The 24782-nt window shown below is 33.1% G+C and carries 25 protein-coding genes and 5 pseudogenes; 16 read left to right on the top strand and 14 right to left on the bottom strand.

All coding sequences use genetic code 11. The features are described from left to right. The first annotated feature begins 157 nt into the window (after positions 1-157). The 3 genes from MNO09_RS21090 to MNO09_RS21080 all read left to right on the top strand — a co-directional run bounded on the left by MNO09_RS21090 (position 158) and on the right by MNO09_RS21080 (position 3307). Complete coding sequence (locus MNO09_RS21090; RefSeq protein WP_000533116.1) at positions 158-2140, top strand: HAMP domain-containing methyl-accepting chemotaxis protein; 1983 nt, start codon at positions 158-160, stop codon at positions 2138-2140. Between the two features lie 196 nt (positions 2141-2336). Further along, entirely contained in the window at positions 2337-2642 is a 306-nt protein-coding gene (locus MNO09_RS21085; protein ID WP_000539573.1) for a hypothetical protein, read from the top strand. Between the two features lie 296 nt (positions 2643-2938). Next, positions 2939-3307: a DUF3979 family protein gene (locus MNO09_RS21080; protein ID WP_000965083.1), complete on the top strand. Its 369-nt coding sequence runs from the start codon at positions 2939-2941 to the stop codon at positions 3305-3307. Positions 3308-3343: 36 nt separating this feature from the next. On the opposite strand, the gene MNO09_RS21075 is transcribed toward MNO09_RS21080, so the two are convergent. Next, on the bottom strand, positions 3344-4384 hold the full coding sequence (locus tag MNO09_RS21075) for a YkvI family membrane protein (protein ID WP_000370201.1): 1041 nt from the start codon (positions 4382-4384) through the stop codon (positions 3344-3346). 241 nt (positions 4385-4625) lie between these two features. Between MNO09_RS21075 and MNO09_RS21070 the strand changes: the two genes are divergently transcribed. From MNO09_RS21070 to MNO09_RS21060, 3 genes are all read left to right on the top strand, one after another. Continuing rightward, complete coding sequence (locus MNO09_RS21070) at positions 4626-5069, top strand: Dps family protein (RefSeq protein ID WP_000105195.1); 444 nt, start codon at positions 4626-4628, stop codon at positions 5067-5069. 107 nt (positions 5070-5176) lie between these two features. Further along, positions 5177-5632 (top strand): DUF3939 domain-containing protein, encoded by a 456-nt coding sequence (locus MNO09_RS21065; protein WP_000488201.1) that lies wholly within the window; start codon positions 5177-5179, stop codon positions 5630-5632. 210 nt (positions 5633-5842) lie between these two features. After that, entirely contained in the window at positions 5843-6787 is a 945-nt protein-coding gene (locus tag MNO09_RS21060; RefSeq protein WP_000798291.1) for an alpha/beta hydrolase, read from the top strand. A 45-nt stretch (positions 6788-6832) separates the two neighbouring features. Here the strand turns inward: MNO09_RS21060 and MNO09_RS21055 are convergent, their stop codons facing one another. Both MNO09_RS21055 and MNO09_RS21050 read right to left on the bottom strand, forming a co-directional pair. After that, positions 6833-7834 (bottom strand): LLM class flavin-dependent oxidoreductase, encoded by a 1002-nt coding sequence (locus MNO09_RS21055; protein WP_000594032.1) that lies wholly within the window; start codon positions 7832-7834, stop codon positions 6833-6835. Between the two features lie 104 nt (positions 7835-7938). Then, the gene (locus MNO09_RS21050; RefSeq protein ID WP_000815498.1) at positions 7939-8130 is read right to left on the bottom strand and encodes a DUF3896 family protein; all 192 of its coding nucleotides are present in this window, start codon (positions 8128-8130) and stop codon (positions 7939-7941) included. A gap of 177 nt (positions 8131-8307) precedes the next feature. Here MNO09_RS21050 and MNO09_RS21045 point away from each other — a divergent pair, with 177 nt between their 5' ends. Both MNO09_RS21045 and MNO09_RS21040 read left to right on the top strand, forming a co-directional pair. Beyond that, the gene (locus tag MNO09_RS21045) at positions 8308-9771 is read left to right on the top strand and encodes a flavin monoamine oxidase family protein (RefSeq protein ID WP_001168148.1); all 1464 of its coding nucleotides are present in this window, start codon (positions 8308-8310) and stop codon (positions 9769-9771) included. Between the two features lie 84 nt (positions 9772-9855). Then, positions 9856-10440, top strand: a complete 585-nt coding sequence (locus tag MNO09_RS21040; protein WP_001068735.1) for a GNAT family N-acetyltransferase — start codon at positions 9856-9858, stop codon at positions 10438-10440. A gap of 24 nt (positions 10441-10464) precedes the next feature. Here the strand turns inward: MNO09_RS21040 and MNO09_RS21035 are convergent, their stop codons facing one another. Further along, positions 10465-11367 carry an aldo/keto reductase gene (locus MNO09_RS21035; protein WP_000442777.1) on the bottom strand — a complete coding sequence of 301 codons (903 nt, stop codon included), beginning with the start codon at positions 11365-11367 and terminating at the stop codon, positions 10465-10467. A 165-nt stretch (positions 11368-11532) separates the two neighbouring features. Here MNO09_RS21035 and MNO09_RS21030 point away from each other — a divergent pair, with 165 nt between their 5' ends. Next, entirely contained in the window at positions 11533-12483 is a 951-nt protein-coding gene (locus MNO09_RS21030; protein WP_000613444.1) for a CobW family GTP-binding protein, read from the top strand. A 96-nt stretch (positions 12484-12579) separates the two neighbouring features. Here MNO09_RS21030 and MNO09_RS21025 read toward each other — a convergent pair whose 3' ends face one another. From MNO09_RS21025 to MNO09_RS21010, 4 genes and pseudogenes are all read right to left on the bottom strand, one after another. Beyond that, a complete protein-coding gene (locus MNO09_RS21025; RefSeq protein ID WP_000172430.1) occupies positions 12580-13050 on the bottom strand; it encodes a GNAT family N-acetyltransferase in 471 nt (156 codons plus the stop codon). A gap of 586 nt (positions 13051-13636) precedes the next feature. Then, positions 13637-13853: pseudogene (locus tag MNO09_RS21020) on the bottom strand (exosporium leader peptide-containing protein). Between the two features lie 171 nt (positions 13854-14024). Continuing rightward, complete coding sequence (locus MNO09_RS21015) at positions 14025-14189, bottom strand: hypothetical protein (protein WP_000017081.1); 165 nt, start codon at positions 14187-14189, stop codon at positions 14025-14027. Positions 14190-14276: 87 nt separating this feature from the next. Then, a complete protein-coding gene (locus MNO09_RS21010) occupies positions 14277-14471 on the bottom strand; it encodes a hypothetical protein (protein ID WP_001042533.1) in 195 nt (64 codons plus the stop codon). Positions 14472-14615: 144 nt separating this feature from the next. Between MNO09_RS21010 and MNO09_RS21005 the strand changes: the two genes are divergently transcribed. Then, a complete protein-coding gene (locus MNO09_RS21005; RefSeq protein ID WP_000690659.1) occupies positions 14616-14867 on the top strand; it encodes a hypothetical protein in 252 nt (83 codons plus the stop codon). Between the two features lie 281 nt (positions 14868-15148). Here the strand turns inward: MNO09_RS21005 and MNO09_RS21000 are convergent. The 5 genes and pseudogenes from MNO09_RS21000 to MNO09_RS20980 all read right to left on the bottom strand — a co-directional run bounded on the left by MNO09_RS21000 (position 15149) and on the right by MNO09_RS20980 (position 19764). Next, positions 15149-15334 (bottom strand): annotated as a pseudogene (locus MNO09_RS21000) (hypothetical protein). Between the two features lie 1554 nt (positions 15335-16888). Continuing rightward, positions 16889-17365: a DUF6985 domain-containing protein gene (locus MNO09_RS20995; protein WP_000723514.1), complete on the bottom strand. Its 477-nt coding sequence runs from the start codon at positions 17363-17365 to the stop codon at positions 16889-16891. A gap of 4 nt (positions 17366-17369) precedes the next feature. Continuing rightward, positions 17370-19064 carry an HNH endonuclease gene (locus MNO09_RS20990; protein ID WP_000056089.1) on the bottom strand — a complete coding sequence of 565 codons (1695 nt, stop codon included), beginning with the start codon at positions 19062-19064 and terminating at the stop codon, positions 17370-17372. Continuing rightward, on the bottom strand, positions 19061-19423 hold the full coding sequence (locus MNO09_RS20985; protein ID WP_001070987.1) for a DUF3958 family protein: 363 nt from the start codon (positions 19421-19423) through the stop codon (positions 19061-19063). Before MNO09_RS20985 ends, MNO09_RS20990 begins: the two co-directional genes overlap by 4 nt. Positions 19424-19491: 68 nt before the next feature. Next, the gene (locus MNO09_RS20980) at positions 19492-19764 is read right to left on the bottom strand and encodes a TIGR04197 family type VII secretion effector (protein ID WP_000974201.1); all 273 of its coding nucleotides are present in this window, start codon (positions 19762-19764) and stop codon (positions 19492-19494) included. A gap of 561 nt (positions 19765-20325) precedes the next feature. Here MNO09_RS20980 and MNO09_RS20975 point away from each other — a divergent pair. The 4 genes and pseudogenes from MNO09_RS20975 to MNO09_RS20960 form a co-directional block, all read left to right on the top strand. Then, positions 20326-20897, top strand: a pseudogene (locus MNO09_RS20975) (imm11 family protein). A gap of 461 nt (positions 20898-21358) precedes the next feature. Beyond that, a pseudogene (locus MNO09_RS20970) lies at positions 21359-21576 on the top strand (helix-turn-helix transcriptional regulator). A gap of 13 nt (positions 21577-21589) precedes the next feature. Next, on the top strand, positions 21590-22048 hold the full coding sequence (locus tag MNO09_RS20965; RefSeq protein ID WP_000413127.1) for a DUF6773 family protein: 459 nt from the start codon (positions 21590-21592) through the stop codon (positions 22046-22048). Further along, positions 22049-22329, top strand: a pseudogene (locus MNO09_RS20960) (transposase); the annotation flags it as partial. Positions 22330-22457: 128 nt separating this feature from the next. On the opposite strand, the gene MNO09_RS20955 reads toward MNO09_RS20960, so the two are convergent. Beyond that, a complete protein-coding gene (locus MNO09_RS20955) occupies positions 22458-23408 on the bottom strand; it encodes a metal ABC transporter substrate-binding protein (protein ID WP_001126161.1) in 951 nt (316 codons plus the stop codon). A 267-nt stretch (positions 23409-23675) separates the two neighbouring features. Between MNO09_RS20955 and MNO09_RS20950 the strand changes: the two genes are divergently transcribed. Together MNO09_RS20950 and MNO09_RS20945 are read left to right on the top strand one after the other, a co-directional pair. Beyond that, positions 23676-23825: a hypothetical protein gene (locus MNO09_RS20950; protein ID WP_000540925.1), complete on the top strand. Its 150-nt coding sequence runs from the start codon at positions 23676-23678 to the stop codon at positions 23823-23825. 115 nt (positions 23826-23940) lie between these two features. Further along, a complete protein-coding gene (locus MNO09_RS20945) occupies positions 23941-24600 on the top strand; it encodes an oxidoreductase (RefSeq protein ID WP_001042749.1) in 660 nt (219 codons plus the stop codon). Positions 24601-24782 lie beyond the last annotated feature (182 nt).

The following is a 24782-nucleotide window of genomic DNA, read 5'->3' as shown; positions in this document are numbered from 1 at the left end:
TAATAATATTATTCAAATATATAGACAAAGGGAATTTAATTGTTTAAACTTTACAAAGTATCCATCGTAATAGATTATGAAAATAATAATTTAGGGATGGGAAATGTTTACAACTCGCTAGATTTAACTATTGAAATTGAAAAGCAGGAGGTTTGTAATGGGTAGACTATTAAATTGGTTTCGTGATATGAAAGTAGCAAAAAAACTACTAATTTCGTTTTTTGTCATTTTAATTGCGGCTGTCTCTATTATTGGAGGCATGTCTTATCAAACAGCTAAAAAGAATTTTGAATCACAAATTACGAGCAGTGCTCACGACAATATAAAAATATTAGATAATTTAATCAATCAAATGATTGAGGCGAAATTTAATGATGTAAATAATTTTGCACGGGTGATTCAAGGTAATATGTATCAAGGGGATAATCAAGATGAAGTAAGAAAAATGTTATCTCAATATATTAATTTGAATAAAGATGTTGAACAAGTATACGTTGCTGGGAATGATAAGAAATTTGTGCAAGAACCAAATATACAAATGGCAGCAGACTATGATCCAACAGAACGTTCTTGGTATAAAGATGCAGTGGCAAAACAAGGTGGTATTGTCGTTACTGAGCCGTATAAGGCGCAAGGAAATGGACATATTGTCGTAACGATTGCAAAACAAGCAGAAGATAAAAACGGTGTTGTAGCAATAGATTTAAGTTTAGATAATTTATTAAAAACAACAAAGTTAATCAATATCGGTAAAAAGGGATATGCTTTCATTTTAGATGGAAAACAAAAAATAATTGCACATCCTCAAGAAAAATCTGGGGAAAAAGCAGCTGATTCTTGGGCGAAGAAAATTTATGAAGATAACCATGGTGCTTTTTCATATATGTATGATGGCAGCGAAAAACAAATGGTATTTGCTACAAATGTAAAAACAGGTTGGAAAATCGGTGGAACGATGTACTCAAATGAAATAATTGAAGCTGCGCAGCCTGTATTTTATAATATGTTAATTGTTATGTTCATTTCATTAGTTATAGGCGGAGCACTTATTTATTTTGTGACACTTTCTATAACGAAGCCATTAAAAAGATTAGTTGCCACTTCTAAAGAAATAAGTGAGGGAGATTTAACGCAAACAATCGAGATTCATTCTAATGATGAAATTGGCCAACTTGCAAAAGGATTCAATGAGATGACAGATGCATTGCGAACGTTAATTGGAAGAATTAATACTTCGGCTGGACATGTTGCAGCAGCATCAGAAGAGCTAACGGCAAGTGTAAGACAAGCGAGTGAAGCGACTGAGCAAATTACAATGGCAATGGATGAAATATCGAGCGGGGCAACAACGCAAACAACGAGCGTAGAAAATGGTGCAATGTTATTATTTGATGTAACAGAAGGAATTCAGCATGTAGCAAATAGTTCATCATCAATTAGCACGGCTTCTGCTCATACTCGTGAAAAAGCAGAAGATGGTGGAAAACTAGTCGGAAAAACAGTAAATCAAATGCAGTCTATTGCAGAATCTGTTTCACAATCAGATGAAGTTATACAGTTGCTAAATAATAAATCAAAACAAATTGGTGACATACTAGAAGTCATTCAAAATATTGCAGATCAAACGAATCTTCTAGCTTTGAATGCGGCAATTGAAGCTGCAAGAGCAGGAGAGCATGGAAGAGGATTTGCAATTGTTGCAGATGAAGTACGTAAATTGGCGGAGAAGTCTAGTGTATCTTCTAGTGAAATTAGTAAATTAATATGTGAAATACAAGATGACATGAGTAAGACGGTAAAATCTATGGGGCATGTAAATGAAGAAGTTCAATCTGGACTTGTTATTGCGAATGAAACGAAGCAAAACTTTACTGAGATTTTACAATCTACAAATGAAATTGCAGATCAGATTAAAACGATGGTTGAAACGGCTAATGGGATGTCAAAAGGTGCAAATGAAGTGTCTATTTCAGTAGGTCAAATTGCAATGACAGCACAGAACAATGCGACGAGTACTCAAAACGTTGCAGCATCAGCAGAAGAACAACTAGCGTCCATTGAGGAGATTAGTTCGGCGGCTGGTACATTATCTCAAATGGCCGAAGAGTTACAAGGGTTAATTGAAAGATTTAAAGTGTAACAGAGGACAGACTACTCCAAAATAGCAGTATGCGATTTTGGAGTAGTCTGTTTTTATTATGTAACATGAAATGGGATAGAGAGTATTTTTATGATGTTTAAAGGTATATCATGTATAATATTTGTCGAAAAATAGAGGTATTTGTTAACTTTGTGTATAATTATAGTCATATAAAATGCAAATAAAGGAGATTACTATGGGAGTTTATTGGGGTACCAAAAGACATTCTTGGCTTAGTTATGTCTCATTTTGGTTAAGTATTTCATTTTTTATTGTCTTTTTAATTGAAGTGTTTATTTTAAAAACACTTTCGAATAGTTCGGTGCAAATTGTTAAATATTTTTATTTTATACTTGTACCAGTAAACATCTTTCTTAGTTTAAAGTTACTCTTTAAGAAGAATGAAAAAAAAGCATTACCTATTTTTAGTTTCATTGTATCATTATTATTTACAATTTTAATACTAGTATTAGCGTTAGTAGCTACGGGGAAATTCTTTTAAGGGGAGTGATAAAAGTCACTCTTCTTTTTTGTTATTGTAAGGAAATACTAAGCGGAGGATGGACAAAGAGTGTATTTACTTATGTTTGATATGATTGGAAAGCGTTAGAAGCATATTAAGAAATATAATGAGAGACAATTCATATAATAATGAAGAGAATCAGGTGTTTTACATGCAATTATGAAGCAAATGAATACGGTAAAAACGACGATATATGGTACAATACATATGGATAGTGATAGAGATAAAGGGTATATAAAATACTCATCGTTTTTTAGTAAGAGAGGGGTTATCTTATGCTATACGAGGATTTGATGACATTATTTCAAGCAGCTCCGAAAGAAGAAGGTAGAGGCGGCTGGAAATATATAATCCAGGAACGAAATGATAAATATGAAATTGTTGATGAACTGTTGAAAAATCAAATGAGTGTTGAATTGTATTTTAATGAATATGATGAGGTGAAAATCACTTTATATAAAGATGGAATGCCTATTTCTACTATGCAAAGAATTGCGATTTCAAAAGTTGAATTAGACGAAGAGGAAGAAGGAATTCAATTCGTTTTAGAACGTATGCCTAGTCGGATGATTCGGTTGCAATTAAAGCCATATTTAGCACTCGAAATGGGGCCGTACTGGGAAGTATGCGATGATTGTGAATGAACATAAAAGAAGCATCCAATAACATGGATGCTTCTTTTATGTTTTTTGAAGTTGTTTAAAAGCAATAATTGGCAGTAAAATGATGCTGACCCATCCAATTATAGGATATAGAATGTGGAGTAATTCACTGTAACCAATGTAACTAAAGCAATAACTAATCAGTAAAATGAAGAAAATAATATTGTTACTTTTCCATCTGGTGATGGATTGCATTTGTTTTGTCATTCCGAACACATTACCAACTAAAGTTGTGAACACTTCACCGAAAATGATAAGGACAAAGAAAAAGTGAAAAGTTGCATTGAATTTTCTTATGACTTCAGCCATTGGGATATTATATTGATAAAATTGATCGACTGATAAAATAGCTAAATGGCTACATAATAAAATTAAAGAAAGTCCTGCACCGCCTAAAATACCGCCCCATAAAATGGCCTTTCGATCTTTTACTTCACTGGCTAACGGGACGAGAACGCTTTGGGCGAGAGAAAGATTTAAGGCGACATATGTAATAGGACTAGTAATCCACTTCATATTCCAGCTTTCTGCAGGAATAGTGTCACTAATAGGAGTTGTACCGTGAAAAAAAGTTGTAATAGCAAGTCCGATAATAAAAATCATCATAATAGGTACGACAAGTGTATTAACTTCAAAAACCCCTTGTAATCCGCGACTACCTATAAGGAGACAGGCGATCAATATAATGAAAATACCAAGTTGTCTTGGTAAACGAAGTTGCTCTTCAAATACCGCCCCAGCTCCTGATAACATAACGCTCGTTACACCAAATAATACGAGTAATAATAGTGTGTTTACAACATTTCCAAATACATCCCCAAATAAATATTTGTTAAATTCTTGCGCTGAAAATGCACCAATTTGTGATGAAAGTAACATCATCTTTGTGCCAAGCCAAATAAAAAAAAATCCACTTACACATATGCCAATTGTTCCATATAATCCGTTCACTGTAAAAAATTCAACAATTTCTCGTCCAGTAGCAAATCCAGCTCCAACGACTGTTCCAATATAAGTAGCAGCGACCTTCTTTGCTACTTGCCATTGTTGATTGTCCATGTTATCCCTCTTTCTACTACGATGAGCTTGATTTACTATTATGCATATGTATGAGCTTGGACAATTAGACTTATGAAGTGTTTGAAAACATACATGAATTAAAAGATATTAGGGAAGTATTAAAGGTGTTAAAACTTTGTTACATATGAGCCAATCGTTCGAAAGGGTAGGAAATGTATGGTAACATGTAACTAGGTTATTAAAAGATAAACATTATGAAATGATAAGAGGAGTGGATTGTATGAGTACGAAAACAAATGTTGTTGAAGTATTAAACAAGCAGGTAGCAAACTGGAATGTGTTATATGTGAAACTACATAATTATCACTGGTATGTGACAGGACCACACTTCTTTACGTTACATGAGAAATTTGAAGAGTTTTACAATGAAGCTGGAACAAATATTGATGAATTAGCAGAACGTATTTTAGCGTTGGAAGGTAAACCGCTAGCGACAATGAAAGAATATCTTGCAACATCTAGTGTGAGTGAAGGGACAAGCAAGGAATCTGCAGAAGAAATGGTGCAAACATTAGTGAATGATTACTCTGCACTTATTCAAGAATTAAAAGAAGGTATGGAAGTTGCTGGCGAAGCTGGCGATGAAACATCAGCAGACATGTTGTTAGCGATTCATACAACATTAGAACAACATGTATGGATGCTAAGTGCGTTCTTAAAATAAATATAAGTATATTAAGGGAAAAGTCGTTGAAAAATTCATTCAATGGCTTTTTTTGTCATTTTTCAGTTTTCTTTTATGCTATAATATAGTAAAAAGGAGGCGATGCAATGTTTCGCTTTTTCAGAACTGGAAAAGAAGAGCGTGAAATTACGAAAGATGAATTAGAACAAGCGATGGCTAAGTTTCTAGAAACGAATGCTAATATCGTTTATACAGTATTAGTAAATGATGATTATACAGTAAATTATGATTTGTTAAAGCCGTATTTACTTGCATTTCCAACAAATAGTTTTCTTATTACGAAGGAAACGCTTGAGGTATTTGAACATACAGAAGAAAATCTAAACCTAGTTAAAGAAATTGATATCGTACAAAAAGCAGTAGATCAGTACGTAACAGAAAAAGAAATGTTTCCACTTGTTGAAGGTAGTGAAGAGCGTCTTATATGCGGGATAAAATTAGGACCATATTTGAAGCGTATATTAAAAAGAGACCTATATATTTCAGAAAAACATTATTTAGTTTCAAGTAAACCGGACAGAAAAAAACAAAAGAGTGGGTAGATGTATTGAGAACAACAATAAATATATTGTTGTCTTTTTTTTTTTTTTTTGAAAACATTGATTTTTCTGTTTATTAAACTTTATACTAAACTTATTGGACGAAGAGAAGTAATGATTAAGTATTGTTAGCGTGAGTTATATACAGTGATTACAGAATGGTATAAAGGTTTGAGAAATAAATATTATAAAAGATTACGGGGGAATGGGTGTATGAAAAATAGTATGACTTACATTCAATTATTAAATGAAACGTTACATTGTTACGCAAATAAAGGGAGTTTGGAAGCGTACACTTATATAATGGAGCATGCGAAAGGCATAGTGGGGAATGAGGCGCAAATATATAATTTCAAATATGCACTAGCGGGTGCAGCAGGACTTGAAGAAGAAGCGATGCATGTAATGAAGGAAGCCATTATAGAAAAGGGTTTTTGGTATGGAAATGAATATTTAATTACCGACGACGATTTAAAATCACTACATAAATTTGAAGAGTTTCATAAAATGGTTCAATTATGTAAAGAGAGAGAAGAATTAGCAAAGAAAACAGAACGAGCAGACGTGAAATTTATAGATGGTAAGAAAAAAGAAAAACTATTTATTGCAATGCACGGAGATCAAGAAAATATAGCAATAGTAGAACCATATTGGAAATCTGTTTTGGATCAAGATTATACGTTAGCTTTACCACAGTCTTCGCAAATTCAGTTTTCAGATGGGTTTGTTTGGGATGATATACATAGAGGGAAAGAAGAATTAAAAGAGCATTACGTTACGTTTATAGAAAATCATACAGTAGAAAGTTTAATAATTGGTGGTTTTTCTGCTGGTGCAAGAGTAGCTTTGTATACGATTTTACAAAAAAATATAGATGTAGATGGTTTTATTTTTGTGGCGCCGTGGCTTCCAGAGATTGATGAATGGAATGAGTTATTGGAAGTGCTACAGAATAAAAATATAAAGGGATATATAGTGTGTGGGGATCAAGATGAAGATTGTTTCGAATGTACGCAGCAATTTGTACAATTATTAAGAGATAAGAATATAGAACATGAGTTTAAAGTTGTACCCAATTTAAATCATGATTACCCTAAGGATTTTGATGAACTATTAAAAGAAGCTATTGAATATATAGACGACAAAAATAATAAGTAGTAAAAAAGGGAGATGCATCATAACTGATGTATCTCCCTTTTGTCATTATAAATGAAAAGCATTTGCTAGTAAGCGATAAGAATTCAATTTATCTTCAAATCGATGAGTAATTGTGACAATCATAAATTCATAAGTATTGTACGCTTTGCTTAAGTTTACGATTTGTTCTTTCACAGAAGATGGATCACCGACAATCATACGTTGACGATTTTCTTTTATACGGAATAAATCATAAGCGCTGTATGAATAATTTTGTGCAGTTTCGATAGAAGGAGTACCAGTTGTACGCTTTCCTTGTTCTAGTAATAAGATTGATAAATCTAAACTAGAAGCAATTTTTTCCGCCTCTTCATTCGTTTCTCCGCAAATAACAAAAATAGAGACGATTGATTTTGGTTTATCTCCTAAATAAGAAGGTTGGAACTGTTCCTGATAAGCATTCATTACTTCAGGGCCACCGTTTCCGTTAATGAACTGTGCAAATGCAAAAGAAGCACCTTGTTTTGCGGCAATCATTGCACTCTCTCCGCTAGAACCAAGCATCCACATCTCGGGAGATGTTGGAATGACAGGAGTAGCCTTTAAATTTGCATAATGATGGTTTTCTGGTACTTGATCATGTAAGTACATTGCAACATCTGCAATTTGTTCTGGGTATTGATCAAGTGAGACCATTTTGCCTTCTTGAAGTGCGCGAGTTGCAATTGGCATACCACCAGGTGCTCTGCCGACACCAAGATCAATACGATTTGGATAAAGCGCTTCTAAAACGCGGAAATTCTCAGCAACTTTATAAGGGCTATAGTGCGGTAACATAACACCACCTGAACCAACTCTCATACGATCCGTTTTTGCTGCAATATGAGAAATAAGTATTTCAGGGCTTGAACCAGCAAGGCTGATGGAATTATGATGCTCAGATACCCAAAAACGTGTGAATCCTAATTTTTCAACTTCTTGTGCAAGTGTAACTGTATGTGAAAAAGCTTGGGCTGCTGTACTACCATCTGAAATAGGGGATTGGTCTAACACACTTAATTTGATCATAGAATATACCTCGCAATCTTAATGTACATCCTATTATATATTTACTTACGAAAAATGCGTAATGAAATGCTCAAAATGAGAAGTGGATACACTTATATCCACTTCTAACGAGAAAAGCCCCGTTCATAATAATTCATTTCGACTAAATTTAATATATATTCGTAGTTATCAATCTCAAGTTTTAGTTGTTCACGCTCTTTTTTAGATAGTTGTTTACTATTAAGTTTGTTGCATAGTTGTTGTTTCTTTCCTTCTAAATACTTCTTTGTAGCGTGGTAGTCGTAAGTTTGTTTCATTTTCAACCACTCCTTCTTTGCTGTTGCTATATTATACGAAGCGTGAAGAGATGTGAAAGCTACCTCTTATGTACTTTTAGTGAATATTCCACTTGCTATGTTGTTATGTTTATAGGAATTTATGAATAAAATGTACTAAACCACTAATGCCCATTTTATGAAGTAAGGGGTGGAATTGTGCAGAAAGATATAATGTATAACACTGAAATGGATGAAACGTTAAAAGTTATAAATAAAGGGTTAAAGAAGACGACGCGTCCGAAACAAATTATAGTAGTAGGGGCTGGTATGGCTGGGTTGGTTTCGGCATCTTTATTAAAGGCTGCAGGACATGATGTGAAGATTTTTGAAGCAAACAACCGGGTAGGTGGCCGCATAGAGACGGTTAGAATGGAAGATACCGGATTATATTTAGATGTTGGGGCAATGAGAATTCCGTATTCGCACACATTAACGATGGCATATATAAGAAAATTTGGGCTACAGGTGAGCCCGTTTATTAATAGGAATGAGACGGATATTATTTACGTAAATGGCCGGAAAACGACATTAAAACAATATGAAAAGGACCCAAGTATATTAAAGTATCCCGTGGAAATGAATGAAGTCGGGAAAACGTCTGAGGAACTATTATTGTTAGCGGTACAGCCCATTATAAATTTTATAAAAAAGAACCCAGAGAAAAATTGGGATGTTGTAGTAAAGGATTTTGGGAGATACTCTACAGGACAATTTTTAAAGTATCATCCTTATCAATATAATACTTACTTTTCACCAGTAACAATTGAGATGATCGGTGTTTTATTAGATTTAGAAGGTTTTTTGGAAAGGTCATTTGTTGAGACACTACGCTTTTTATACATTATGCAGGAGGAGAGTGGATTTTGTGAAATAGTAGGCGGAAATGATAGATTACCAAAGTCCTTTTTACCACAATTAGAAGAAAATATTATATATAATCAAAAATTAATGAAGCTACATCAACACGATAATGGTGTGACAGCTTTTTATCGAAACGAGCAAACTTTTGAGTATAGTAGTATTACAGGGGATTTAGTTATTATTACAATTCCATTTTCGACAATGCGCTTTGTGGAAGTAGATCCATTTAATTCTATATCTCATGAAAAATGGAAAGCAATTCGTGAATTGCATTATATGCCAGCAACGAAAATAGGGATTCAATTTAAAAGTCGATTTTGGGAAGAACAAGGGCAATTAGGTGGCAGGATTATAACGGATTTGCCAATTCGTTATGCCTATTATCCAAGTCACGGAATTGGAGAAAAAGGACCTGCTATGATGTTAGGAAGCTATACATGGTCTTATGATGCGTTGTTATGGGATGGTTTATCAAAAGGTGATCGTATTTATTACACATTACAAAATTTAGCGACAATATTAGGCGGTCAAGTATATGATGAGTTCATGTCTGGCATATCAAAAAGTTGGACATTGGATCCATATGCACTCGGAGGGTTTGCACTATTTCAGGCAGGGCAAGAATCTGAGCTACAACCAGCGATTATAAAACCAGAGGGGAGATTATACTTTGCAGGTGATCATACAACGTTATATCACGGATGGATACAAGGTGCAATTGAATCTGGAGTTCGTGTAGCGGTAGAGGTAAAAGATTAAAATGTGTAAAATTCAGAAATTTCTTTACTGTATGGTTTGAGATGGATATTATTATATATAATAGAATTAAAAGGAGTGTTGAAAGTGAATCCGTTATTATTCGATTTTCCTTCTGAATTTTATACTGATAGGCTATTTATTCGAATGCCGAAACCGGGTGACGGTAAATCTGTGTACGATGCAATTCAAGCTTCTATGAAAGAATTAAAACCTTGGATGGTTTTTGCACAAAAAGAGCAAACAGAGGAAGAAGTAGAAGTGAGCATTAGAAAATCGCATATTCAATTTTTGCAGCGTGAGGATTTAAGATTACTAGTTTTTTCGAAAGAAACAGGTGAATTTATTGCATCAGCTGGATTGCATCGTATTAATTGGGATATACCTCAATTTGAAATTGGGTATTGGATTGATTCAAGGTTTAGTGGAAAGGGTTATATGCTAGAGGCTGCAAAAGGTATAATGGAGTTTGCTTTCACTGAATTGAAAGCAAACCGCGTAGAAATTCGATGCGATTCTTTAAATAAGAAGAGTAGAGCGATACCTGAGAAATTAGGATTTAAGTTAGAAGGTACATTGGAAAGTGCGAGTGTAGCGGTAGATGGAAATGGATTAAGGGATATGTGTGTATTTGCCATGACTAGAAATACATATGAAAAAGAAGAGCTGTAAAGAAACAGCTCTTCTTTTTATGTATTATGGTACAGGGTGTCCATTAGAGCTTTCGAAAATTGTAAACCATTGTTGACGATCTAAATCAACTTTTGTAGCAAGAGCGGCTGTTTTAACACGATCTAATTTACCAGATCCAACGATTGGCATCATGTTAGCTGGATGAGCAAGCAGCCATGCATACATAACTGTATCGATGCTAGTAACATCTAGTTCAGTAGCAATCTTTTGTAACATTTCACGTAAACGTACGGCACGTTCTGATTGACCAATAAAGATTTCTCCGCCAGCAAGAGGCGACCAAATCATAGGATTGATTCGCTTTTCTTGGCATAAATCAATTGTCCCTTTTTCGAAATGTTCAAGCTGCATCGCAGATACTTCAATTTGATTTGTAATGAGCGGGAAATCTAAATAAGAACTTAACATATTAAACTGTGAAGGTAAAAAGTTAGATACACCGAAGTGACGGACTTTTCCTTCTTGCTTTAAGCGTGAGAACGCTTCTGCTACTTCATTTGGATCCATAAATGGATCAGGACGATGAATGAGCAGTACATCAATATAATCTGTATGTAAGTTTCGTAATGAGTCTTCCACGCTTTTTATTATATGCTCAGTACTCGTATTGTAGTGCGCAACATATCGCTCTGGAAATTTTGGTGATGGGGGAGCGATTCCACATTTTGTGATAATTTGCATGTCTTCGCGTAAGGAAGGCTTGAGTTGTAATGCTTCTCCAAATAATCCTTCACACGTATATCCGCCATAAATATCAGCATGATCGAAAGTAGTAATTCCCATATCCATACAAGCTTCCATAAAAGAAAGTAACTCTTGCTTTGGCATATTCCATTCTGCTAAACGCCAAAAACCTTGAATAATACGAGAAAATTCTAGTGTTTCGGCCATTTGAACTCGTTCCATTATAATTACCTCCTTGATGAATGAATCATTTTTTGAAAAGGCTTTCTTGCTACATATTATTATATAGTTACAGTGTCGTACATACAATAAATATGTTTTGCTACAAAAATGATTTTCTCTATATGCTATAATGTAAAAACATATAGCTATAAGGAGATGTACGAAATGATTCCAGTAACGATATTAACTGGTTTTCTTGGATCAGGGAAAACGACATTATTAAATCGTATTTTATCAGAAAATCACGGTCAGAAATTAGCGGTGATTGTAAATGAAATAGGGCAAATTGGTATTGATAATCAGCTGATTATGAATGTCGAAGAAGAGATTATGGAGATGACGAATGGATGTTTATGTTGTACTGTACGTGAAGATTTACTAGTCGCTTTAAAACAATTACTGGACGTAAAAGCAGAAGGTAAAATGGAATTTGATGGATTAGTAATTGAAACGACTGGTCTTGCAAATCCAGGTCCGATTATTCAAACATTCTTTTTAGATCCTGTGATTCAATCTGCATACCAAATTAACGGCGTTGTAACAGTAGTAGATAGTTATCATATACATAAACATTTTGAAAAAGGACTAGAAGCAAAGGAACAAATTGCATTTGCTGATGTCGTTTTAGTAAATAAATTAGATTTAGTGGATGAAAGTGAAAAGGAAAATCTATTGCAGGAACTGCAAGGTATTAATCCAACTGCAAAGTTAATCGAGGCGACTAACTGTGATGTAGATATTCCATCGTTACTACAAATTCAAACGTTTAAAACGAAAGATACGTTACAAATTTATCCTCATAAAGAGCATAATCATCTAGAAGGCGTAAAGTCGTTTGTACTACGCGAAGAGCGACCGTTAGATTTACAAAAACTAAATGAGTGGATGTCAGCTGTCGTTCAAGAGCTAGGGGAGTATTTATATCGCTACAAAGGAATTTTATCGATTGATGGAGTAGATAAACGTATCGTTTTCCAAGGTGTGCATACACTGTTTGCTGCATCATATGATAGAGAGTGGCAAGAGGGCGAAGAACGAGTAAGTGAAGTCGTGTTTATCGGAAAAGATATTAATAAAGAATGGTTCCAAGAACATTTCGAGGAGTGTGTGAAATAAGTCTGCATATATTGCAGGCTTATTTTTTGAACTTAACTAAGTGCTTTGCAGAAACATGCTAGATTGCAAAAAAGAAGGATGATAAAAAGCCTGTTTTCACAGGCTTGTATGTTCATCTAATAGTAACTCCATTACAACACCTACAACTGGGCCTTCATCATCAATATCGCCATTTAAACGGAAGCCAAATGATTCATATAATCCCATTGCGAGTTTGTTGTCTGGATGCAAACTTAAATAAATTATTTTACATTCAAATTTATCTTGTAAGAATTGAATGAGTATGCGAAGGAAACGTTTTGCGTATCCTTTTCCTTGATATTGCTCGTCAATCATAAATCGGTCTAACCATACGCTTTTACGTTTTTCCCAATACCATCCATACATTGCATATCCTACAAGTGTTTCTCCATCATATAAACCTACTGACGTTCCGTTTTTCTCATATAATGATTCTGCTAGAGAAAACGCATTGCTTTCAATAAATTGCTGCTGGTCTTTTGCGACGTTTAAAGCAGCTACCGAACGCCAATTTTTTTCTGTTACTTCACAAATGTGAAGAGTCATAATTCCAACTCACCTTCTAAATTAATATAGCTTAAAAGCTAATATGGATAATTTTACTTGTTATTTTGGTCAAGTCAAGCAGAAACACATAAAAAAGAAGAGGTTGCTCAAAAGTAGCTGAATAGCTACTTTTGAGCAACCTCTTTAATGTTTATGCTTCACTATGCTAATAAGAGCATCTCCATTGGTGAGCTCAATATTTTTATTCACTGCACATTGCGCTCGTTGAAGGGGCACTTGGTTTTGTATCGTCTGCTGTATGTAATATCCTACAGGAGAAATCTTGCCAAGGGGTGTAAAAAAGATGGAGAATGCAAGCTCAATTTTCGTTTACCGACTCTTACTGCATCAGAAGTAGTGGTAGATCAGTAGATCAATCTAGATTAGAGAAACTGCAATTTATTCCAGGAAGATATATATGAAGGAAAACGCCACCATACTGCAAGTTCTGTATATTGACGACAAGGTCAAGTGGAAACATCTAAAAGAATATGAGATGGATAAACATGAACATCAACCATTGTGTGGTGATACTCGCTACGATTAGAAAGGTACAGTTTGCAACAAGAAGACATGTAATTAGTATTTATGATATGGGGAGTATCCGAAATGCAAAACGTATTATGAGAGATTTAAAGCCATATGTGAGCAAAACAATGCCAGGTGGTCCGGTATTGCCAATAAGGCTCAGTGTTACCGGTTCCCCCTGTAGCACCTGTAGGGAATTAAAAAGGTTGCATAGGTGGAAGTGTCGGTCCGACTGAACCTGGATTTAATGCAGCGGAGGATAAAAACTCGTCCAATAAAATTCATCTCTGAAAAATTCGTATTACTAATAGTAAATGCGTGGGTAGAGCCAAATGAAATGGACAAGCGATTGTATATATGAAATTTAATAAAATAGTTATTTAATAAAAAAGCAGTTAGCTTTCGCTAGACTGCTTTGCTCCCTAATGTAGTTCTTGTTATGTAATTTAGATGAAGATACTACCTACTAGTATTAAGGCTCCTAGCAAAATTAGAGAATCAACTAAAATCAAGAACTGGTTTTTCTGTGGCTTTTTCAATTCTTTTATTAAGCTGAAAACTGCACTTAATCCGAAACAAATGTATAACAAAATCATTATCGTTCCTGACATGATTAACACTCCTAATATATCGATATCTTAATTATATAACGAAAAAGATATACATGTAAGTTTTTAATGAAATCCTTATTCAAAGTTTTAGAAACCAATTTTTTTAAACATCTTAGTATATGTAATTACAAGTGCAGCTTGTACAATTACGAATAGTGAACCCATAAACATTTTGTGGTTATGATCTAATGCACCGAATATTGCCATAGATATTCCAATTAAGATAAAAAGTACACTTAGGAAAGGCATAATTTTCATTAACACATTAAGTCTTTTATTCATATACAGACCTCCTGTTCTCAATAGATTTAAGTATTAAACGAACTTATAAATGTATTTTACTATATTTTTGTTTTTGGATATACAGGGACGTATATAAGTACAGGAGAAATTTGAACAAAAACGCTATTTGGGTAGGAAAGGAGAATGAAAATTGGTTACAACTTTAAATGTAACGAGTGTGGCCATAACAATGCTGAAGAAGATATTGATTATACGAATATGCTTTGTGGAGAACCTTGTGGTTGTGAGTGCTATGAATACGAATTAATTTGTAGTTCTTGTGGTGATGAAATTTGCAGCGGTAATGGATGGGGAGAATTCGACAGAAAAGAAGCTACTGAGGATGCTCAAGAAAAACTACTTTATATGAGCAAAAGAGCAGCTAGCAAAAGCTAACTGCTGATCTCCTCCAAGATGTAATTTACTATGTAAATTACATCAACTTATCCGTTAGTAAGTATGTAAATCCTATGGGAATTAACAAATTGAACGAAATCAAAATTTCATTTTGTTTTGCTAACTTGATTTTGATGTGACCGTAACCTTTAAGTATTTAAAAAAGTCCCTCAATAATGTTAAAAGGACCTTGCTCACGCAAATGATCTGTAAATCAATTCATCTTTGATATACAGATCATTTGTATGATAATATTTATAAAGAATTGCTAAATAATGAAATTACATAAATGCTTTTAGAATTTCTTGAATTAATGGGATTGCTCCACCAATAAATTTAAAAACTGCCATTGCGATTTCCATATTATTCTCTCCTCTGTTTTTGTATTAAGATGTGTGAATCTTTATAACCTTATTATAGTAAGTGCTTACATTTATAACGATACATTTTCGTATGCAATATTGCATATTTATACGTTTAGACAAAAATTAGGCTCTATTAGTCATTCTTTAATGGTATCATAGCGAGGTGTGAGTCTTTAAGGGTTTTCCCTAATAGGAGGAAATATGGAAAGAGTACAAGTGATTTACAGTAATCTGAAAATTAAAAGTTGGGCTAAACAGGTATTAGCTGTAGGAGGAATATTAGGGTTCTGCTACTTGGTGTTATATGTTTTTAGTTTCTTAGTTGTTATGTAAATATTATATAACTAAACTAGTAGAGTCTTGCCAAGATAGGTAAGGCTCTTTTATTTTTATCTGTGATGAGCAAACTACATACAAAACCTCTCAAGTTTGTCAGATACTATGTATGGTGCCTTATTTTTCTATGTTTTAGAACACTACCTCTTATTATTGAAAGTAAATAAACTTCTATTTAAAATTTTTCATTTATATTGAAAACACAATTGTATTGATAAAAAAATGTATTTTTATTAGATACGTCTTAAAAAAACAAGCATAAGTTATATTAAGTTTTGGTGAAATTTTTTTATCTTTGAAAAGGATTTAAATCTTACAAATAGATTTGATCCCTTTCTGTATACCGTAATTCCTATATTATCATATGAATATAATATACTGAAATTAATTTAAAAGCAAGAATATTAGTAGGTGTCCGCCACATGCCCATCAACTTAAGATTTTAAAGTAGCCCCTAAACGAAGAATTTTTTTAAAATTGATTGATAGTAAACAAGATAGATTGGCAAATCACTAACTAAAGAAATCTCTTCAGGTAAGCTAATCAGTAATATATCAAAAGATTCTTTAAAAAATTTAGAGATATATTTCGTAGGTGTTTATCCTTCTATTAGTAGATTAGAAATGCTGATATAAGCCATGTTTATAATTTCTCCTTCACCCATCATACTTACGTGATGATAACCACCAGTTTTGCCCTTACCATTTTTATTTCTGTGAAAGGGCACTCAGTGTTGTTTATCGACACACAAAGCAAATGTCGATGGATATCCGATTTATTGCGTGCATAATTCGAGAGAGAAACATGATATATTACGGCAAGTTTGAAGTAAGTGTGAAATAATAGTAAAGCCGACTCAACACGATATAAGTCGGCTTTGTTAATTACAACTTTGTTCTTTTCTTTTTAGGGCTTCTTTTAGTATTTTAAGAGTTTGCTATAACTATTCTATAGGTGTCATATCTAAAGATCCCAAAAGAATTCCATCTGCACAACGCTGAATGTAGTTATTTTTTTCGTTATCTTCATAATCGCTTTTAATAACGTCAGTTAAAAAAATGATAGCATTTTGTAAATATTACGTACTTGCTTCTTCGTAAAATGCATCTTAATGAAACGTTGCTGCTAAGAACTGATAAACTGTAACTTCTCTGGCTTCTTTTTTTATTGCCTATATTTTTTCCCTATTATTAGTCAAGTGGATAACCTGTTAAAATGAAATTTCTATTTCTATCTTTTCCAAGATAATTTTGGCATTTTTTATTTCACGAGCTGTTGATATGTAACAGAAAATGAAGCTTATTACATTAATTTAAAAGTTTAAATAACAATATCTTGATAACCAACTTCTACAACTTGTTCATTTTCAAATTTCACCCCAACACCGTCCTCTTCCCAGGTACAATTGAATATTAATCCAACTCTTCTAATTCCATCTTCAAAATCTGGTAGTATAATTAATCCAACAGGTTCTACCAATTTCCCTAGTTCTTGAATAGTTTTAATAATCGGTGCTATTTCATCAGCAGATTCATCAACTGCCATATCCCTATATTCCATATATTCCTCTTTGTAATACTCGAATATTGCTTGTTCAGCTTCTTTTGTAAGTTTGTTTAAATTGGTAATGAACTTACTATACGCTTCTTCTTGAATTTTAGGAATTAAATCATCTTCTTCACCATCAATAGTTAAAGAAACAATTTTTACCTGTCCAAAAATAGTTATCTTTTGTTGCCCGCTCCAATATAAATCGTGAACAATTTCACCAAATAATTCATGGTTTATTTTTTTCATAATTTTATTCTCCTAAACTATTTTTTTTCTTGATTTCTCCAACTCCACCGAAATGCTTGAAGGTGCTATTTATATCAGTAGGTACTAATTGTATTGTTTCACAATCGTTAAGTTCATGCCAAGTGTAACGATTCTCAGTTCGCCATTTTTTGATATCTGTTCTGGTTATTTTCATTTCATCAGTTGATAGTTTCTTGGCCAATGCTTCATCGGCTTTTGCGAAATTTCCTTTTTTACCATCACGAATTTCAGTCATATCAATTTTTATTTCAGCTCTAGAAAAAGCTGAAAAGTTTGGCATTGCATTTTTATATTCTACTCCATCAACTTTAATTTCATCTAGATATTTTTTTACTTTTTCTTTGTTAGAAATGAATTTAGATTCTCCACGGTCACCTTTCCATTCGCCATGGTTTTTATTTGATACTTTAAGTCTTTCTTCATAAGAACTGTATTTTGGTGTAACAGTTCTGCCGTCTGTCATTTTTTGTTTGTTATTCTTCAATAAATCGCTAATTTTTCCTAAATCGATGTTACTTTTAGCGAACTGATATATTGATAGTGCCTGATTTAAATCAGATATACCAAATTTAGAGCGTAAATTATATTCACCAGCAAAAGCAAATCGATCTTTTAATGGTAAGTGGCTTGAAATATAAGGTATATCACCTGAAAATTTCGTTAACTTTACAGAGTCTCCAAGGGAAGTTACTTTTCCAATTTGGCCTGCTCCTTTATCTCCAATCCATCCTAAACCAAACTCCATAAAAATATTTGTTCCCCATTGTGTACGACTTTCAGCATCGCCATGCCAAAATTCATTCATAAAAGTGTCTGAAAAAGTATTTATCATGGTATATGCGGTTTCTATAGGATGACCTGCAGCATATTTTAGGTTTTCCTTTGTCACTGTATCGTCTAACGAATTGTATGTCTCTACTAAACCGCCAATAAATTTTCCAGAGCCATTCCAAACCCCTTTTATAAACTTTTCTAGTATATTCTTTTCAGAAGAACTACCTAATATTATACCAGATTCGATTAGATTATTTGTATTTATACTATTATCTAACCTAATATCATTGTCTAGGTATTCATGAATAGAATCTGCCCATTCCATATTTATTCTTTGTGTACTAAATGTACCGCTTGCAGGGCTAAAGCCTTTTCCACTTTGAACTTCAGCAAGGCCTGCGGCGATACTAGCCGCTAATTGAATCGCGGTAGCATAGTTATTACTAGATGTTTGATTAAATTCATATAGATGTTCTAACTTTTCCTGGATTTTACGGCGCATCTCAATAAATAGGTTAACCATTGCATCCATATCCGGTAGTGTCATAATTTGCTTCGTAACTTCAATACTTGCTATCATTCGGTCAATTTCTCGGATTTGTTCTAATAGTTCTTGTTCAACTACATCTGTTGAAGCGACTCTTGATTGAAATTCAGCAGGAAAAGCTTCATTTTGACGTAGTAATTCTTCACATAGGTAAATAATTCCCTGTGCTAAAGGAAGAAATGTTTCTGCAAAATACATTTTCGCACTATCATAAGTCTGACCCTGTAGGACAGAATCACTAACAAAACTGTCGATAGACTGGATTACTTGCTCCATACTTTGTATAGTAGCAGTACAAAAAGCATACATAGTGTTTGTTTGGGATTGTACTTCTCCAAGGTACATATTTAAACTCATAAATTGGCCTCCCTAGCAAGTTTTTGTTTTTGATGGGCGAGGTCATTTTCTAGATTGTATAATTTTTGTTTCTCTTGAATTAATGTTTCCTTTTGTTCTTCTAATTTATAAGAAAGGTTTCTTTCAATTTGTTGAGTTTCTAATTGTATATTGGTAAAAAAGCGAGAGAGTTCTTTATCACCATGCCATGTTTCTAACATACGATGAAAAAAGCGATGGCTGCGCATTCTTAATTCTTGAAAGTCTGCTTCTGCTTGTTCTTGTGTTTGTATTGCTCGTTGATTTTGGTATTGCTCCTCGGATAGATTTATTAGATTCTGACTTAAGACCTTCACTTTTTGTTCTATTTCTTGATTCATTTTTTCCGTCTACCTTTTTGCTTATATATAAGTTAACAGAAGGGATAAAGGACAATTTCTTAAAAAAGCTAAAAATTCTTCTGTAGTTCGTTGTCCATTCGTTCAAACTCTGTTGCTACAGACTGTATATTGTCAATTGATTGCTGAAAGGCAGCAAGAAATTGTCTAGTTAATTCTAATGCTTGCTGATTTGCTTCCTGTGCTTTGGAATTCACAGTTAAAGTTGTACGTGTCGCGTGTGTTATAGATTTGTTTGTTGCATTTTGAATTGCGTTAGAAGCTAACCTCATTTGAGTAACAATTTGTTCAGCTTTTTGAACATTACTTTGAAAGATTGCCATTATAATATAACTCCTTACTTTAATATGTTTTTTTAATAGTAAAAAGAAAAGGCTATGTACTTTAGTATGTTTAATATTAAATAAGTAGTTTCGTCATATGTTCTAAAACATAGCCCTGTATTTATTGGTTAATCCATAAAATGGAATGTGATATTAATTATACCAATAAATCACTAGATTTACTTAGGAGAATTTTAGTTTTAATACAAAATTCTCCATATTATAATGCGGCAAATCATATTGTACGATATAACAAGGGGAGCACTGTGGAAATACAAAATTTTATAAAAAAGTTTGAAATAGATTCAAACGCTGCTACTAACGGGGTAGTTTTTTTTCTGGATATCGAGCAATAGAGGTTAAATACGTAACTACGGAGGCAATGCATATAGGTGATCATGGACTGGAGTATATAGGGTTAGTATATGATACTCTGACAGAGATTAAAGAGTTTGGTGGTATTTAACCTGATGCTGTTAGGGTTATTAGATGGCAGTATAAAACTAAATCAACCAAAAGAATGGAACCTGATTAAGTAACAGAGTATATAGGAGGGAAAGTATGAAAATTTGGCAATTAAAAAGCTCGATTGATGATTATGAAACCTTTCAATTATTGAACTATGAAGAGGATAAAAAATATTTTAAAACTAGTTTTAATTCTATGGTGAGTTTGTCAGATTCATGGACGCCTAAGTTTATTGAGGTAACAGATGAAGGAAAACCAAGCGATTCCCCTATTTTTTGGGAAAGTCTGGTGTACAAATAATTAGTGAAAAAGCCAAGAATGTTTTAGAACCTATAGTAGGAGATACTATTGAATTTTTACCATTAATTCATAAACAAAAAAAAATACTATGCTATGCATGTTTTAAGGGTGTTGGAAGCACTTGATACTAATAAAACAATCTTTGATAAGTTAAGTTCAGTTCAGGTTTAATAATAGGATGTGAAAAATTTGTATTTATTCCTTATGTTGTCCAGCACGAACCAGTTTTTAAATTGAATATAAATGGGAAGGTCCATCCTAACTATCTTTTAGTATCAGATCAATTCAAAAATGCAATTTTAGAGAGTGAATTAAAAGGTTTTGAATTTATTGAAGTGTGGGATTCAGAAGAGGGTGCCATGTAGAGAAGTTATACTTTTACACTAGTTGGACTTGAACGCCTGGGTGATAAAGGAAATAAGTTAGGTAACTACATTAGCTAAAGGTGCAAAATTCTCTACAGAAATCTTCTTTTTCACAAGTGAATTTTCACGGACGGATTAACTATTTATAAAAAAGTTCCACTACGTTATCTCTTTATATAAAGGGATACATGAAGCAAGCGATGAAGTTGCAATGTATTAGTATTTGCATTTCAAATGAAAGTACACCAAAATACGGATATATAAATTCCTTGCTGTTACATTGGGGATACGAAAATAACTAAAAGAAAAAGGTGTCTACAGAAAAATTTCTATTCTTATATTTGTAGGGTAGTTTTAGATACAAAAATAAAGAGAATGGTAATGTATATGTGTCATAATGTAAAATATACATTTCATTTTCGTTGATGATAATTTAATATATAGAATATGGGATTTATGGTATGAAGTTATCATTTACTAATGAGACGTATTTAAAGTCTATAAGTAAAGAGAAAATTGCAAGAGTTAAAAAAGTCTAATTCAACTGGAGTTTACCGATATTGTAAACGCTACGCGAAAAACCAGTAGTCATATTGAAAGTAATAAGTTTAACCCTTCTTTAAAACTTTGTATTCGTATAGCTAAAACATTAGATAAGAGTTTAGATAAATTATTTTAGAAGGAACTCTAAAATGGAAAAACTAAAAAAATGGTTTTCACTCAGTATACATTCAGATGAAAGAATTCAAAAAATTGAAATGAAAATTTGGGCACAATCTGGAATTGTTGTCCTACTTTTAGCTTTTATTGATATTATCATAAGGGGAACATATCTACACCGCCCATTCCTAGAATGGATTGCTTCATTAGCCATTATAATTTGTTATATGATTTTCTTTTTTATTAAATCTATTCTAACTGGTGTTTATGAAACAGATATTAATAATAAAGAGCAATTAAAAGAAAAAATGAGTGATACCTTTATTTTGTGTTTTGTAGCAATAGGTGCTACCACATACAAATATAATTTACCTGAAGATTTTGTTGGATGGTTATCAGTAATAGCAAAATTCATTACACTTTTCATCTTCCTATTTGGGATTCAATACCTTATTACAGTAATAGCATGGAAGAGATCCAATAAAATATAAGGAAACGAAACAAAATCTATCAGCGTCTCTGTCAAAAATCAAAAACAGCGAAAAAAAGTATGAGAACGCTTATGTACAAAAAAGGTAAAGAATTATATACAAAACGAAAAATAGAGGTAGAACCCGTATTCGGTCATATTAAATAGAATCGCTTCTTCCAACGTTTTTCCTTAAGAGGCCTTTCCAAAAATCGACTGGAATGGGGTTTTATTTGTGTTTCCCATAATTTACGGAAATGGACAACAACAGCTCAATCTAAAGCGAAAAATGCCCGGTTATAGTAGAAAATCTGTTGATTTTCTACTATAACCGGGCATTTTTCATCCATATTAAAGTTAAACTAAAAAACTGTCTCCAAAAGGTCTTGTTTAAAGACCTTTTGAGACAGCCTCTTCTTATCAAAAGTTGATTAGTTAGTAGCTTCTTTCAATGTGTTTACGTTTTCTTCCATTAAAGTGAAGTAATCTTTATTACTCTTCGCGTCATCTTCAGAAATAGTAGCAAGATGATTTAAACGTAAAATTTTTGTACCCGTCTCTTTTTGAATTACGGACGCTACCTTTGGTGTAGAGAATGTTTCAAATAAAATATATTGTAGATTATGTTCTTTTACTGTTTTTGTAATGTCAGCAAGCTGTTTTTGAGATGGTTCATCAGAAGCTGAAATACCAGCGATAGCAATTTGTTTCAGGCCATAGCGTTGTTCCCAGTATCCATAAGCCGCATGAGAAACTAAAATATCTTTCGTTTTTGCATTCGCAACAGCTGCTTTAAATTGATCATCTAAATCAGTAAATTTTGTTTGAAGTGCTGCGAAGTTTTTTTCGAACTCTTGTTTATGATCAGGTTGTAATTCTACAAGTGCATTTTTAATTTTTTCTGCCTGTTTCATTGCTAGAGTAGGGTCTAACCAAATGTGTGGGTCTTTATCGTGATGATGTTCATCCTCTTTATGACCGTCTCCGTGATCATGATGCTCTTCTTCAGTAGAAGTACGCAATTCAATACCTTTTGATGCATTTACAATTTTAACATTTTCTTTTTGTAATGCTTTTTCCATTTTTTCAGCAAATGGTTCTAATTCAGCACCGTTATAAACGAATAAATCCGCTTTTGCAACTTGTACTGTTTGTTTTTGACTTGGTTCAAATGTATGTGAATCTGCACCAGGTGGGTAAATCGCTTCAACAGTTACATAGTCGCCACCAATTTTTTTTGCAAAATCTGCAAGAGGAAAAATAGTAGTATAAACAGTTAGCTTTCCGTCTTTCTTGGCATTACCTTCTTTTTTATTTGAGCAGCCAGTAAAAATTAAAGTGAAAATAAGTAAGAATGAAAATATAGTCAATCTTTTAGGCATGAAGTTCTCCTCTTTTCTTTTTTTACGGATATATTTTCCCCAATTATAGAAGAAAAATATCATTTTAATACAAAACGGAATAATTACGTTTTAGTTTGCGAACTTAGTATAATACATCTTTTATAAAGTTGCAATAAATAATAATCATTCCGATTTGTTTTTGTTATAAAGTTGTCAAATTTGGATGTATTATTTTTAGGAATGCATGCATATGTGACAACGCTACGTTCATATATTTGAAAGGAGGGTGCAGAGGGGGATGAGTGTTTGGGTTACTTAATGGAAGCTATTTTATTGATATTAGCGGTAGTATTACCATTAGCATTAGTCTTAATTTTTTTAAGAAGATTAATAAGTAATTTAGGAGATGCATCAACAGTAACAAAATTGCGAGAGAAAGATGAGAAAAAAGAGTGAGTAAAGCACTATGCGTACGCATAGTGCTTTACTTGTGGTAAAATGAGAGAAGGAAACTCCTAAAAGTTGTATTTTACTGAAGGAGAGAAAAGTAAAATAAGAGGTATATGCATATATGAATAAGCGAACAGCGTTAGTACTTGGTGCAAGTGGTTTAGTTGGACAAGAGATAACGCGTCTATTACTTGAATCAGATTACTACGATTCGGTTACTATTTTTGTAAGGGAACCAATGCAATGGCAACATGAAAAGTTACAGCAAAAACAAATAGATTTTTCGGTGTTAGAGGAATATAAAGAGTTTTTTGCTGTAGATGATGTATTTAGTTGTCTAGGAACAACAATCAAAAAAGCAAAAACAAAGGCAAATTTCAAAAAGGTAGATTATGAATATACGTTACGAGCTGCTTGTTTAGCTGAAAAACAAGGGGTACAAAATTTCCTTGTTGTGTCTTCAATGGGAGCAAAACCTAAATCGTTTTTCTTTTATTCGCAAGTTAAAGGGAGAATGGAAGAGGAATTACAAAAGTTAGTCATTGGTGGTATTCATATTTTTAGGCCATCTTTATTAGTAGGAAATCGACAAGAATTTCGTTTCGGTGAACGAATGGCTGAAAAGTTATCTCGTATCATTCCTTTTATATTTAAAGGTGCTTTCAAAAAGTATAAACCTATTTCAGCTAAAGATGTGGCGAAAGGGATGTATATAACTGCATTGCGAGAAGAATCGGGTATCCATATTTATAATTCAAATGAAATTACAACGATAGAATAAAAAACGAGAAGAATGGCTTTTACTGAAAGACAAAGGAAATAGAGTTTTAGGCTTGGATTAACAGTAAATACATGTTGTTTAACACTTATACTAAAATGAAAGAGGAGTGGGGAATCCACTCCTTTTATCACGCCAATTTATGATCTTAATTCTACTTTTATCCCTCATACGTCTCAAATACG

The organism is Bacillus sp. N5-665, from assembly GCF_022637375.2.
Lineage (GTDB): Bacteria > Bacillota > Bacilli > Bacillales > Bacillaceae_G > Bacillus_A > Bacillus_A wiedmannii.
The sequence above is the reverse complement of the archived record's forward strand: the minus strand, read 5'-3'. Positions and strand labels throughout refer to the sequence as shown.